The 14,224-nt window shown below is 42.9% G+C and carries 9 protein-coding genes; 3 read left to right on the forward strand and 6 right to left on the reverse strand.

The genetic code is table 11. The annotated features are described in order from the left end of the window. Window positions 1–59: 59 nt before the first annotated feature. The gene (locus ACQKNS_RS21685; protein ID WP_427645327.1) at window positions 60–2,108 is read left to right on the forward strand and encodes a molybdopterin oxidoreductase family protein; all 2,049 of its coding nucleotides are present in this window, start codon (window positions 60–62) and stop codon (window positions 2,106–2,108) included. A 144-nt stretch (window positions 2,109–2,252) separates the two neighbouring features. On the opposite strand, the gene ACQKNS_RS21690 is transcribed toward ACQKNS_RS21685, so the two are convergent. From ACQKNS_RS21690 to ACQKNS_RS21700, 3 genes are all read right to left on the reverse strand, one after another. Then, complete coding sequence (locus ACQKNS_RS21690; protein ID WP_427645328.1) at window positions 2,253–3,773, reverse strand: aldehyde dehydrogenase family protein; 1,521 nt, start codon at window positions 3,771–3,773, stop codon at window positions 2,253–2,255. 216 nt (window positions 3,774–3,989) lie between these two features. Further along, window positions 3,990–5,423, reverse strand: a complete 1,434-nt coding sequence (locus tag ACQKNS_RS21695) for an aldehyde dehydrogenase family protein (RefSeq protein ID WP_427645462.1) — start codon at window positions 5,421–5,423, stop codon at window positions 3,990–3,992. 18 nt (window positions 5,424–5,441) lie between these two features. Next, entirely contained in the window at window positions 5,442–6,767 is a 1,326-nt protein-coding gene (locus ACQKNS_RS21700) for an aspartate aminotransferase family protein (protein ID WP_427645329.1), read from the reverse strand. A gap of 379 nt (window positions 6,768–7,146) precedes the next feature. On the opposite strand from ACQKNS_RS21700, the gene rpoN reads away from it, so the two are divergent. Further along, complete coding sequence (gene rpoN / locus ACQKNS_RS21705) at window positions 7,147–8,508, forward strand: RNA polymerase factor sigma-54 (protein ID WP_427645330.1); 1,362 nt, start codon at window positions 7,147–7,149, stop codon at window positions 8,506–8,508. A gap of 178 nt (window positions 8,509–8,686) precedes the next feature. Here rpoN and bluB read toward each other — a convergent pair whose 3' ends face one another. The 3 genes from bluB to dacB form a co-directional block, all read right to left on the reverse strand. Beyond that, window positions 8,687–9,328 (reverse strand): 5,6-dimethylbenzimidazole synthase, encoded by a 642-nt coding sequence (gene bluB / locus ACQKNS_RS21710; protein WP_427645331.1) that lies wholly within the window; start codon window positions 9,326–9,328, stop codon window positions 8,687–8,689. A 94-nt stretch (window positions 9,329–9,422) separates the two neighbouring features. Next, window positions 9,423–10,028: a uridine kinase family protein gene (locus tag ACQKNS_RS21715; RefSeq protein WP_427645332.1), complete on the reverse strand. Its 606-nt coding sequence runs from the start codon at window positions 10,026–10,028 to the stop codon at window positions 9,423–9,425. A gap of 263 nt (window positions 10,029–10,291) precedes the next feature. Continuing rightward, the gene (gene dacB / locus ACQKNS_RS21720; RefSeq protein WP_427645463.1) at window positions 10,292–11,713 is read right to left on the reverse strand and encodes a D-alanyl-D-alanine carboxypeptidase/D-alanyl-D-alanine endopeptidase; all 1,422 of its coding nucleotides are present in this window, start codon (window positions 11,711–11,713) and stop codon (window positions 10,292–10,294) included. Between the two features lie 497 nt (window positions 11,714–12,210). Here dacB and ACQKNS_RS21725 point away from each other — a divergent pair, with 497 nt between their 5' ends. Beyond that, on the forward strand, window positions 12,211–14,205 hold the full coding sequence (locus ACQKNS_RS21725; RefSeq protein ID WP_427645333.1) for a methyl-accepting chemotaxis protein: 1,995 nt from the start codon (window positions 12,211–12,213) through the stop codon (window positions 14,203–14,205). The last annotated feature ends 19 nt before the right edge of the window (window positions 14,206–14,224 follow it).

Raw genomic sequence — 14,224 nt, forward strand, 5'->3', positions numbered from 1 at the left:
CTTTCAATATAATTAAGAAAATTCATTTTATTAGTTTAAATTATTAGGAGGAATACGCCATGCAATCCTATATCAATCAGCCAGATGGAGTCTTTCCCTCTGTTTGCTCTCTTGACTGTCCTGATCAATGCGGTTTACTGCTGCACAAAAAAGACGGGAAAATCATTAAAGTTCAAGGAGACCCTGATCATCCAGTCACAAAAGGGAATATTTGCAACAAAGTCCGAAACATGACTGCCCGCCTATATGACCCCAATCGCTTAAAACAGCCATTAAAGCGCATCGGTCCGAAAGGAGAAGGGAATTTTGCCCCAGTCAGCTGGGAAGAGGCCATTGACACAATCACTTCCAAATGGAAAGAACTGATCGAAATGCACGGACCGGAAAGCATACTTCCCTACAGCTTTTACGGAAACATGGGCAACCTCAGCGCTGAGGGAATGGATCGCCGTTTTTTCCACAAACTCGGTGCAAGCATGCTCGAGCGTTCCATTTGTAACGCAGCCGGCTCAGTCGGTTACAGCTATACAATGGGTGGTTCATTCGGCATCGATCCAGAAGAAACGATTCATACAAAGCTTTTCATCATGTGGGGCATTAACGCGGTGAGCACAAATATGCACCAAGTAACGCTTGCCCAGCAAGCCCGGAAAAACGGGGCCAAAGTAGTCGTCATTGACGTACATAAAAACCAAACCGGCAAGTGGGCGGATTGGTTCATTCCGATCCTGCCTGGTACCGATAGTGCGCTTGCTCTCGGATTAATGCATATACTTTTCGCCGAGAATCTAGTCGACCAGCCCTTTCTCGATGAATATACAGTAGGTGCTGCCGAATTGCGCGAACACGTCCGCCAATATGACCCTGCGACCGTCTCCGCGATCACTGGCGTCCCAATTGATGACTTATATGAATTAGCCCGGATGTATGGCACCACCAGTCCATCATTCGTTCGGATAGGCAATGGCCTGCAGCACCATGACAACGGCGGCATGGCGGTACGTACCATTGCCTGCCTGCCTGCACTTACCGGCCAATGGATGATCGAAGGCGGCGGAGCCATCAAAGGGAATTCTGGCTATCTGGCTTTTAATACAAATGCCTTAAGACGTCCTGATTTCTTGCATAATAGAGCGACGCGGACCATTAATATGAACCAAATCGGTCAAGCACTTCTGGAAAAAGAAAACCCGATCCGCTCCATGTTCGTATACGGCTCCAACCCAGCACTTGTCGCTCCGAATGCAAATAAAGTGCAGGAAGGTCTAATGCGGGAAGATCTATTCACAGTTGTACATGATCTATTCTTAACCGAAACGGCCATGTTTGCCGACCTCGTCCTTCCTGCTGCATCATCTTATGAAACGGAGGATTTTTATAATTCATACTGGCATAATTACGTGCAAATACAAAAACCGGTAGTCGAAAAATACGGCGAGTCGAAATCGAATGTTGAATTGTTCAAACTGTTAGCTGCTGGAATGGGATTTGGGGAACAAGCATTTAGAGATTCAGAGGAAGATATGATACGTCAGGCGCTGGATTTTCCCGATAATCCGCATTTAGAGGGCATCACCTATGACTCCCTTTCAAGGAATCAATTTGTCAAAGCCAAGATGCAGCCGATGTTCCCAGGAAAACTCCCGACACCAAGCGGTAAAATCGAACTTTATTCCGAACGGATGAAGCAGGATGGATACGAGCCTTTGCCAACATATACGCCAATCATAAAAGACAGCGACCTGCCATTTTTATTCATTCCGGCACCTAATCACAATTTCTTGAATTCAACTTTTTCAAATAATGCCAAACATATCTCCATGGAAAAGGAACCGAAACTGCACATGAATGCCGCTGATGCAGAAAAGATGGGAATATCCACCGGTGATATGGTTAAGATCTGGAACGAACGCGGTGAATGTTTGCTTACCGCTGCTCCCGGTGAAAATGTGTTACCCGGAGTTCTTGTCAGCCAAGGCTTGTGGCAGAATACACCTGAAACAAAACAGCACATCAATTCCCTTACCCCGGATCGCCTCTCAGATATGGGCAATGGCGCCGTTTTCTTTTCGGGACGGGTTGATCTTAAAAAAGTCCAACAAAAGTAAATCAATGTATAGCAATCTTTGAATATATCTCCGATTTCGGCTTTTTATCTGCACTTTCCGGATTATATCTCCGATTATTGAAATATATCTGCGATTCCACAAAAAAAGGCTGTTCCACAAGGAACAGCCTTTTCGTCAAGCTATTTATTCTTCATCAAACCAGCCTGTTGGCTGGATATCCAAGTTGTTATTGATTTGCTTCACTTCAGTGTAAGCTTCGTAACCGAAAGTTCCCAGTTCACGTCCATTTCCGCTTTGCTTGAATCCTCCCCAAGGAGCCTCGTTATAAGTCGGATGATATGAGTTAATCCACGTGATGCCGGCACGCACTTTTTTAATGACACGGTACGCTTTTGCGATATCATTCGTGAACACCGCACCCGCTAACCCATATTTCGTATCATTGGCCAGTCGAAGAGCTTCCGCTTCATCTTTGAATTTTTGAACGACAAGCACAGGTCCAAAAATTTCTTCCTGGACGATCCGCATTTCCGGTGTCGTATCAACAAAAATAGTAGGTTCGACAAAGTAACCTTTATCCAAGCCTTCTTCTTTCATTCGATTTCCACCGACGATTAATTTGGCACCTTCTTCTTTTCCGATTTGGATATACGATAATATTTTGTTCATATGTGCTTCTGAAACGATAGGTCCCATCTGGCTGCTTTCATCAGATCCTGAACCTACTTTGATTTTTTTCGCCTTCGCTGTAAGGCTTGCTATGAACTGATCGTAAATGGACTCTTCCAACAGTAAACGGGAACCTGCTGAACACACTTGTCCTTGATTACAGAAAATCCCGTATAGAGCATAATCTACGGCAGTCTCAAAGTCAGAGTCCGCAAATACGATATTAGGCGATTTCCCGCCGAGCTCCAATGTCACTTTCTTTAGGTTACCGAGTGAAGCTTCCATGATCTTACGCCCTGTTGCCGTTCCTCCTGTAAATGCCACTTTATCGATTTCCTCATGTTCGGCAATAGCTTGTCCGACAACTGGGCCCGCTCCCAACACAAGGTTAGCGACACCTTTTGGCAATCCGACTTCATCCATGATTTCGAAAAGTTTGACCGCTGTCACTGGGGTGATTTCAGATGGTTTGAACACAACGGAATTTCCTGCAGCAAGCGCAGGGGCGAGTTTCCATGCTGACATCATTAACGGAAAATTCCATGGAACGATCTGCCCGCACACACCGATCGGTTCCCTTACGACCATCGCTTGCTGACCGTCAGGAACTTCAAAAGTTTGCCCTGTCGGTTTTGTAGCCAATCCTGCATAATATCTAAAACAGGCTGCTGAATCCGCTATATCATAACGAGCCTCACGCAATGGTTTCCCATTATCCAATGTTTCCAACGTCGCTAGTTCTTCAGCTTTTTCTTCAATTTTATCTGCTATTTTGAATAAAATGCGAGCTCTTTCCACTGCAGGAGTTCCCCACCAACCACCTTCATAGAAAGCGTATTTTGCTGCCTCGACCGCTGCATCCACATCTTCCTGTGTTCCTTCCGCAGCTTTGGCAATAACTTCTCCCGTGGCCGGATTCAATACATCCCTCTTTTCACCTGAAGTGGAATTCACCCATTCCCCATTGATGAACATCTTTAAGTCCAGTGCTCCCGTACCCTCTTTTTTCGTATTATTTTGCAAAGTTTCCTGCATGTAATTTCCTCCTCGGTTTTAAGTTATCTACCTATATATTAGATAGGAGCAAGATTCATGCCAGTTTGAAATATTAGGTAACTCACGTTTTTTTGCCCTTTCCTGTCTCATTTAAATTCAATCGTGAATTAACTATTCATTTTTGCATAACTCATGGACCAAACACTTTCAAGATTCATAGAAAAAGAGATGAGCAGCAGCTCATCTCTTTTCTGATTAATTTCGGTTAATAATGACCAGTTTCATTTCCGTCATTTCTTCAATCGCATATTTTAACCCTTCGCGGCCCGTCCCGCTTTTTTTGACTCCGCCATATGGCATGTTGTCGACACGGTAAGTTGGGATATCATTAATGATAACACCGCCGACTTCCAATTGTTCTGCCGCAGAAAGAGCCAGGTTGATATTTTCTGTATAAATTCCTGCCTGCAATCCGAATTCGGAATCGTTGACCAAGTCAATCGCTTCCTCAACAGAAGAAACCTTATTGATCAAAACAATGGGTGCGAAGACTTCCTGACAAGATACCTTAAGCATTGCATCCACTTCCAGCAACACAGTCGGATGCAGGATATTCCCTTCAGATTTACCTCCTGCTGCAACGATCGCACCGTGTTGTTTAGCTTCCTCGATCCAATCCAGGCTTCGCTGTACATCACCAGCACTGATTAATGCCGAAAGGTCCACAGAAGGGTCCAAAGAATCTCCCAGTTTCAAGCCATTCGTTGCTTCTATGAATTTTTTGACGAATTCATCATATACCTCTTCATGAACATATGCACGCTGTAAGGAAATACAGACCTGCCCCTGAAAAGCGAATGCTGCCGATACACAGCGTTGGATGATCTTATCGATATTGATCCCTTTATCAACGATGACAGCCGCATTCGAACCTAGTTCAAGACTCACTTTCTTTAATCCGGACTTATTACGGATCCCGATTCCAACAGCCGGACTTCCAGTAAATGAAATGCTCTTCACGCGTGAATCGGTGACTAGTTTATCACCAATAACCGAACCGCTTCCAGTAACTAAATTAAACGCACCTGCCGGTAAATCGGTTTCGGCTAATAATTCAGCAAGAAATAGCGAAGATAGCGGTGTTTGGCTCGCAGGTTTCAGGACAAGTGTATTTCCAGCAGCAATGGCCGGGCCTACTTTATGGGCAACCAGGTTCATCGGAAAATTAAAAGGGGTAATCGCACCCACAACGCCTAGAGGCTCACGGACTGTGTATCCTATCCTTCCTTCTCCGTCAGCTGTAGCATCCATCGTCAATGTTTCCCCATGAATCCTTTTTGCTTCCTCTGCTGCAAATTTATATGTGGCAATCGTCCGGGATACTTCAACCATTGCCGTTTTGATCGGTTTCGCTGCCTCTTTGGCAATAATTTCAGCTGCCTCATCTTTGCGGCTCTCCAAAAGACTCGCAAGCTTTTCAAGTATTGCAGCACGTTTATGACTAGGTAAAGCTGCCATTGTTTTTCTAGCTTGATAGGCTGACTCTATTGCCAACTCTACATCTTCGAGGCTTGCCGAAGGAATCTCCGCCAGAACTTCCCCGCTATAGGGAGACTTTAGTGTCGTGAACTTTTCAGCTTCTTGCCATTTACCATTAATGAATAATTTCTTTTTCAGCGTTTCCGTCATGACCATCACTTTCACCTCTTATAAAATTTCTTTTTCAACTGCAGTAAATGTCTCATCAAGGATTTCAATTATTCTTTCGACTTCCGATTTAGTAATGATTAAAGGCGGTGCAAATACGAGTGTATCTTGGTCAAACGTAACAGACCGGCAAATCAAACCATTCTTCGCCGCTTCAGCAACCAGTTTTGGAGCAAGCTGTGTCTCAAAGCCTTCGCCTGTTTGTTTGTCCTTTACGATGGAGATGCCCCCAATTAATCCAAGTGCCCTGACATCACCAATAATTGGGTGTTTGCTTTGAAGCTTCTTAAAGCCGGCAAGCAACTCTTCACCACGCTGTTTCGAGTTTTCTATCAAGTTTTCACGTTCAATTATTTCAATATTTTTCAAAGCAACCGCACATGCCATAGGATGGCCGCTGTATGTGTAGCCATGTAAAAGCGTGCCTTTTGAAAGGGCAATGAAATCCTGGTGCATCTTATCATTCAAGACGACCCCGCCTAACTGTGCATATCCGCTCGTCACACCTTTTGCGAAGCACATCATATCAGGTACGACACCAAAGTGTTCAATCCCAAAATAAGTCCCTGTTCTTCCGAAACCTGTAATGACTTCATCCGTCACCATTAAAATGCCGTATTCATTACAAATTTCCCTTACTTCCTTAAAATAGCCTTCAGGAGGAAGGTTCACTCCACCAGCACCTTGAATCGGTTCAGCAATAAATGCCGCAATCGTTTCCGGCCCTTCCTGTTCTATGACCTTACGCAATTCCTCAATGGAGGAACCGTCCACATGATAAAAATCCGGTGCGATTGAATTCGTGAAGTCCCGGAACGGCTTCAGGCCAGTCGCACTTGTAGCTCCCATTGCCACCCCATGATAGGATTTCGAGCGGGAAATGATTTTCTGACGATTAGGCTGCCCTTTCAAAAGCCAGTAATGACGAGCAAGTTTGATGGCCGTATCATTCGACTCCGATCCACCTGAAGTGAAGAAAACTGCATTCAAATCCCCAGGAGCGATGGAAGCGATTTTGGCTGCCAACCGGATTGCCGGCTCATTGCTAAAAGTGGCAAAACTTGAGGTGAAAGCTAGCTTCGTCATTTGTTCCTTCGCAACTTCAGCTAACTCTTCTTGTCCATGTCCAATATTCACATTCCAAAGTGAAGCCATGCCATCAATAACAGTCCTTCCCGTGACATCCGTAAGATATATTCCTTTCCCTTCCTTAAAGATGAAACTTGGACCATCTGCCTGCTGTTGCTCGATTGCCGTAGTCGGATGAATAAAATGCTTTTTATCCAAATCGATTAATTCCTGAATACCCGTCGTTTCTTTGATCATGTAAAAAACACCCTTCTCTTGTAGTGGATTTTTTTCAAGCTAGTTTATTTTTTTATTTATATATTTAGATATAGCAAGATGCATGCCAAATTATATGTGCCTTATATGAAAGGTATTCAAGTTAAAATGATTCATAAATAAATCATTAGGAGTTTGCGTTGATTCACATATAAATCATTCAATTCGTATTTGAATCACCCAATACCCCTTCATTAGAATAAATACTACATTACAAAACCTCCCACTTTATTTTCTTATTGATGTTACAAAACCTGACACACAATGTTGAATTTTCGGAAGATTTGTATTATTATCATGTTAATATTTTTCCATCCCTCTTGAGCTGCCGTGTTAATCTAAACGAAAGAAGTTGATAAGTATGCAGGTAGGATTTGAACTGTACCAAAAACAAACCTTGAAATTGTCATTAACCCCTGAATTACAGCAATCGATCAAGATCCTTCAATATTCGACCCATGAACTAATAGGTTTCCTAAACCGACAGGCTTACGAAAATCCCGTTCTCGAAATAAGCTTTAAAGACCCCCTCTCATCACTTACTGAATCTAGCATTCGTACACCTAGAATAAATTCTCTGAAACGGTCCTCTAAAAGTAACAGTTTCAACGGAGACAATGATTACAACCCTATCAATAATTATTCAATCAACACAGAAACACTGGAAATCCATTTACTGGAACAATTAAGTTTACTAAGTTCGTTGAAAACCATTGAAAGGAGGATTCTCAAATTTTTAATTGGGAACTTAAATGAATATGGATTTCTTGAATTGGATACCAATTGGACTGCCTCTCATTTTTCCGTATCCGTCGGGGAAATAGAAAAAATGATTCAAGTTTTGCAATCCCTTGACCCGATTGGAGTCGGGGCTAGAGATTTGACCGATTGCTTACTCATTCAGCTGCGTGAGCATGAGAATCACAATGAATTGGCGTCTAAGATCGTTAAAAAGCACTTATCGGACTTAGCGGAAAAACGCTACAGAAAAATTGCCGCCCTTTACAAAGTGACCATTCAGGAAGTACAAGACGCGGCAGATTTCATCCGTACGTTAAACCCGCGTCCCGTCAGTCACTTTTCCAATGATTTGACTCATTACATCATTCCGGAGGTCTACGTGGAAAAAGAAAAAGAAGGTTTTCTGATAACGGTCAACGATAGCTGCACACCTAAACTTTCCATCAGCCCTTTCTACAAGGACCACATCGCTCTGAATCCTGTCAATCCAGCTAAAGATTATATAAAAGGACACATAAATGATGCCCAATTACTTTTAAAAGGGCTCGAACAAAGGCAAATGACACTTTACAAGGTGGCCTCGACAATAGTTGACGAGCAGCAAGAGTTTTTCATGAAGGGAATTACGGGATTAAAACCAATGACGCTGAAAGACATTTCGGAGAAACTTCATGTTCATGAATCAACAATCAGCAGGGCGACAAGCAATAAATATATCCAGACGCCGCATGGCCTCTTTAAACTTAGGAACTTCTTTACTAGAGGATTAAACCGAGTGAACAGCCAAACAACCGAATCAACGGCCACCATCAAAGAAAAAATAAAGGTCTTGATTGCCGATGAAGATAAGATAAAGCCTTTTTCAGATCAGAAACTTTGTCAAATATTCGCAAATGAAGGGATGAAGATCTCCCGCCGCACCATTGCAAAATACCGTGAAGATCTCGGTATACCGGGATCTTCAAAACGGCGCAGATTTTAAATCAAACCAAATTTTGTTTCCATATTACGGAATACGTATTTTTAAAGGACTCTTACAAAAGATGTATCTACCGTAAGGGTCTTCTATTTTCCCACTGCTTCATTTCATTTTTTTGTAAAAAAATCAATTTCTTTCAACAAAAAACCCCTGAAACAGGGGATTGAATTACTATATAGTTTTATTTATTACCCCATTTATCTTTGAAGATAAGTTCATCCATCGGCCTTCTTTTTTCCCAATTAGCAAGTTCAAGAATGGGTTTATCCGGATATTGATCCGTATAGCCAATCGACAGGAGTGCAACGGGTTCTATATGCGGCGGAATGTCCAAAATATCACGAATATCATTTTTCTTATAAAAGCTTACCCATCCCATTGCCAATCCTTCCGCACAGGCAGCCAGCCACATATTTTGTATCGCGCAGGCTGTGGATAGGATATCCGTTTCCGGAATGGAGTTCCTCCCTAAAACATGGGAGCCGCCCCGTGTCGGGTCGCATGTAACACAAATGGTGTAAGGTGCTTCTTTTAATCCTTCCACTTTCAAACTAAGAAACTTATTTTCTTTATCACCTTCATAATGAATGGCGAGTGCCCTTCTTTCTTTATCAGCTGCCCATGCCAAATTGTTCTTGGTTTCCTGAGATGAAATCACGATGAAACTCCAAGGTTGCATGAATCCTACAGATGGCGCATGATGTGCAGCATCCAAAATTCTGCGGAGTATATCCTTTGAAATGGGCTTAGGCAAAAAACTCCTGATATCCCTTCGGTTATAAATGGCTTTATAAACGGCAGCTTGTTCTTCATTAGTAAACATAGTTCCCCCTCAAGTTTCCGGCTTTATCTAAACATACATACAATTTTATAGGTAAACCCTTACAATTAAAAGCGAGTTCCAAAAATCCAAGGATTCAGCTCGTTCCGTCCACAACAAGGTCCGCTCTTTCTTGAGGCCTTTGCACACCTACATACAGATCTTCATGCACCATCCAATTATCCTCCCACATTTGCCGCGCTTCTTCACCATCCCTCTCAAGCCCCCGTTTCAAACGCTGATCACGGGGGCATTCCACCCAAATCATGAAATCATGGTACCCTGCCAATTCTTTACGGATGGAATATGTTCCTTCTATAATAACAAGCCCTTCAGCAGGAACATCATGCCATTCCGCCATAGTGTCCGTTTTCCAATCATACCTTTGATACCTGGCATCCCGACCGCTTGCAAGCGGTTTCAAAACTTGGTTAAATACCCGTTCCCAATCATAATCCGCACCAATCTGCTTTTGGGATGGAGGCAGTTGGACCCTATCCGCTGATGGCAAATAAAAATCATCCATATGAACGACCGCGCTACCCGGGCACTCAGTTTGGATACGGGAAGCGAGTGTACTTTTTCCAGAGCCGCCCCGGCCATCTATGGCCAATATATATGGAGACCGTTTTTTGGAAAATTCGTGAATTTCAGTTATAAGACTGGTAATCGTATACTGCCCATCAAGTGGTGGAAAATTCATGAGCATTCCTCCTATACTACTTATTTCTATTCATCCTCCCTCAAATTCCTTCCTTGAGCGGATAAAATGAAAAAAAACTAGAAGAAGGTGCTGGCAATGTTGAATGACCATCGAATTGAATACGCCATTCGGATTTGCGATCGAAACCGACATCGAGTCAGGAAATAATATGACTCATTGGCTGTATGCTCCCAATTCGTATTTGCCGAAGAAAATGAATTGGCAGATTTCCCTGATCTTCAAATTCAGTTTCCCAAATGGACTTAAAGGCCACTCCCCAACCGGTTTTCCTTTTCTGCGAGCATCACGGCTATCTTATCCTGGATTGCCGTAATGCCTTTTTCTTCTACAAAATTATTCAAGATGATCGAAAATATGACCTTTTCCCCTCCTTTGGTCGTAACATAACCAGATAAAGAGCTCGTTCCTGAAATCGTCCCTGTTTTAGCGCGAACATTCCCGGCTGCATATGTCTCTTTCATCCTCTTTCTTAGCGTACCGCCTACCATCCGATTTTCGTTCCCTGCAATCGGCAGGGCGTTCAAGTAAGCTGGAAACCACGCTTTTTCCTGTACGGCATACAGCAGCTTCGTTATTTCATTCGCTGGAACCATATTGACTTGGGAAATTCCAGATCCATCACGCATCATGATCGTTTGCATATCGAGCCCCATACTCTTCAGCTGATTTCGGGCAACCTTCAAACCATCCTTCCAGCTTCCCTCCCCTTCTGCCTCTTTGCCCATTTCTTTCACCAAAACCTCGGCATGGCTGTTATTGCTCAATTTCATGAAAGGGATAAGCAGGTGTGAAAGCGGCATGGACTGATGAGTAGCAATCATGTCCGCTCCTACTGGCGTTTTCCCTTTTTTCCTTTTTCCCAACACTTTAATTCCGTGTTTATTCATTGAGTTTTCAAATAAGCTCAGGGCATATTTTGTGGGATCTTTCACCGAGATCCACTCTTTGGTCACCCCGGCATGCTCCGGAATAGTTCCGGTCACCTTAATGACTTGTGTGCCATGAGACCTTTCGACTTCTATTTTCTTATTGCCACCTTCCGATTCAGTTTTTGCTTTGTTGATGACCTTCACATAATCCGTTTCAGGCTTCAGCTTAACCGTTGCCCTTTCACCAGCCTTTTTCCCAGGGGATATCTCCACGATGATGGTACCGGTATCGTAGTCTTCATTCGGGGAAGCGGTTAAAGCTGAAACGGCCGCCCCGTAATATTCCTGTTCATCGCTCCAAACTAAATCTTGGGAATGCCGAACATCGTCATACCAAGAATCATCGCCTATAAGATTCCCATGAACCACCTTAACTTGTTTGCGTTTCAGTGAAGCTGCAAGCTCATCGAAATCCTGTTCCAATAATGTGGGATCCCCTTTTCCCTTCAGGTACACATTGCCCTGCAGAACATGGCCAACTTGCACTCCTTTTATGTATAGTTCCGTTTGAAAAACATGATCTTCCCCTAAAGTTTCCAGTGCAGCTGCTGCAGTCAATAGTTTTAGGTTCGAAGCAGGACGCAATCTCGTTTGGGATCCCCGTTCATAAATCATTTCCCCCGTTTCAGCTGAACGGATGGAAATTCCCGTCAACGCGCCAGCCAATCCCGGCGATTCAGCCAATATTTGTTGAATTTCCTGCCCTAGGTTTCCATCATCATTCGCAGCCTGCATCGATTCTCCATTAACAAAACAAATCAAAAACAGGAAGAATATAAAACTCCACTTCCTTTTGTATGTCAAATCTATCACTCCCACTCTAAAAAGCTCACCACTTCTATCTTGTCCAATTTACAGTCATATAAAAAGAAAAGATTCACTCAAAAGCTTTTCGGTCTTGCCACAATTGAAACGGTCAACCGCTCCAAGCCTGTACACCATACAAAGCTCCAAGATGTATCCGTTGAATATGCAGACGAGTTTTATACATGGTATATGGGCAGAACAAAAAATATTCAAGTCGAATAGCAATCAATGAATGAAAGAGTTGACCATGGCAGTCAGCTCTTTTTTCTCCATTTCCCCCTCTCACACCTAGAATATATGCCAGTCCACCCACATCAAAATTAATATTGGGAATTTTCTAACTTGGAGCTTCAAAAAAGTCAAAGCAGTCCGAAATATCTTATAGAACCTAAATTAATTTGAGGGATATAAGGAGAATTGTCCAAATGAAAAGACTGACAGACTGGTATTTTAATTCGCTAAAAAAACAAATCTTGATTCCTTTTTTAGCTTTGATCATGATAAGTGGAATGGCCATCTCTTACATGAGCTATAAAAATAGTATCGAGTTGACGACCCAGGAACTTACCGGAACGACGGAAGAACAAGTCAAGTCAATGAATGATTCTTTCGAAATCTTCTTTCAAAAAACGGAAAACCAATTGGATAGGATTGGAAAGTATCCTATCATGCGTACTTATGATAAGAACTCCGAATCGATAGTGGATGAGTTTTCCCATACACAGTCAAGCAGTTCTGAAATAAATGGTTTATACCTTGGCACAGAGAAAGACGGAACAACATTGATATTCCCAAAAGCTGAATTGCCGGCTGACTTTGATCCAAGACAAAGGGATTGGTATCAATCGGCATTGAAACAAAAAAACAAGACGATTTGGACGGAACCTTATATGGATCAGGCGACGAATGCACTTGTCATTACGGCAGCAAAAGCCATATATGATGATCGTGATGAATTAATAGGCGTGCTCGGTGTCGACATCTCGATCGATACATTGATCGCGATGGTCAATCAAACGAAATTAGGTGAAACGGGCTATACGGTTTTGCTGGATAAGAAAGGGTCATTCGTTACACATCCAGACAAGGAAAAAATCCAACAGGATATATCAAAGGAAAATATGTTCAGAAAAATGAAAAGTGCATCCGGTTCAATGATCGAGGATTACGAAGGACAAAGCAGGATCATCGGATACGCCACCAATCCGACAACTGGATGGAGAATAGCAGGGGTGATGGATGAAAATGAAGTGAAAGTCCGTGCAAGCCCGATGATAATCGATAATATCATCACACTGTTGATCGTTTTTACTGTCACTGCACTATCCGCCATCTTTATCACCCGTTCATTAACGAATCCCATTAAAAAGCTGCAGGAATCCATAAGGAAAATGGCTGAAGGCGATTTCACACCCAACAATTCCATTTCCAGGAAAGATGAAATCGGGCAACTTGCAGAAGACACCAGCTTAATGACCAGGAATATGAGTCATATGTTGGGAGTTGTCAACAACCTTTCCGATAAAGTATCGGAATCATCCATGACGCTAGTGGCTAGTGCCGATGAAAATTCAGCGGCGGCTAACGAGGTGGCCATGACCATGGAACAAATAGCGGGCGGTGCCATAGACCAAATTGAATTAGGTCAGAATAACGAAATGGCTGTAAAGCTATTGGCTGACAAAATCAATGATCTTGAAGGACAAGCGAGCAAAATGGCCACGGAATCCGAAAATATGTTCAAGGCTTCCGAAAACGGAATCATCCAAGTGCAAGGCCTAAAACAGCAATTCAATGAAACGTCCCTGATTTCCAGTAAGATGAGTTCGGCAGTCAAATCATTGGATGCAAGTTCCAATGATATCAGTGCGATCGTAAAGACCATAAGCGGGATTGCAGGACAAACGAATTTACTCGCTCTTAATGCCGCCATCGAAGCAGCGAGGGCTGGTGAGCATGGGAAGGGGTTTGCAGTTGTTGCCGATGAAGTGAAGAAATTGGCCGAACAGACGGAAAACTCTCTGAAAGAAATCTCTGAAATCATCCAAACCATGCAAACCGATACAACCAATACCGTTCATTTGATCGATCAAGTCAATCAAAAAATCCATCTTCAGGATACTTCTGTAACGGATACGGAAAATGCCTTCAGTCACATTGCATCCATTATCGCGAACACATTCAGCAATTTCGACGAAATAAAAAAGATGATGAACGATATGGTGAACGAGGTCACACGAGTGGCAAGCAATGCAGAAAGATTAAATTCGATCAGTCAGGAAACTGCGGCAGGAACTGAAGAAGTTTCAGCTTCCGTAGAACAAACGAATGCTTCCATGGAACAATTAAATGCCCTTGCTAGTGAATTGGATACCTTATCCCAGGAAATGCACAAAGAAATAAAGAAATTCACATTCTAATCAAAAAAAGGACGGGCCC

The sequence above is a fragment of the Peribacillus sp. NPDC094092 genome (assembly GCF_050279365.1).
Taxonomy (GTDB): Bacteria; Bacillota; Bacilli; order Bacillales; family DSM-1321; genus Peribacillus.

What these genes read in the sequence shown, in the direction of transcription:
- dacB (WP_427645463.1), bottom strand. Translation starts at nt 11,713, where the DNA reads ATGCAGGCTGCGAATGATGATGGAAACCTAGGGCAGGAAATTCAACAA.
- ACQKNS_RS21700 (WP_427645329.1), bottom strand. Translation starts at nt 6,767, where the DNA reads ATGATCAAAGAAACGACGGGTATTCAGGAATTAATCGATTTGGATAAA.
- rpoN (WP_427645330.1), top strand. Translation starts at nt 7,147, where the DNA reads ATGCAGGTAGGATTTGAACTGTACCAAAAACAAACCTTGAAATTGTCA.
- ACQKNS_RS21690 (WP_427645328.1), bottom strand. Translation starts at nt 3,773, where the DNA reads ATGCAGGAAACTTTGCAAAATAATACGAAAAAAGAGGGTACGGGAGCA.
- ACQKNS_RS21715 (WP_427645332.1), bottom strand. Translation starts at nt 10,028, where the DNA reads ATGAATTTTCCACCACTTGATGGGCAGTATACGATTACCAGTCTTATA.
- ACQKNS_RS21685 (WP_427645327.1), top strand. Translation starts at nt 60, where the DNA reads ATGCAATCCTATATCAATCAGCCAGATGGAGTCTTTCCCTCTGTTTGC.
- ACQKNS_RS21695 (WP_427645462.1), bottom strand. Translation starts at nt 5,423, where the DNA reads ATGACGGAAACGCTGAAAAAGAAATTATTCATTAATGGTAAATGGCAA.
- bluB (WP_427645331.1), bottom strand. Translation starts at nt 9,328, where the DNA reads ATGTTTACTAATGAAGAACAAGCTGCCGTTTATAAAGCCATTTATAAC.
- ACQKNS_RS21725 (WP_427645333.1), top strand. Translation starts at nt 12,211, where the DNA reads ATGAAAAGACTGACAGACTGGTATTTTAATTCGCTAAAAAAACAAATC.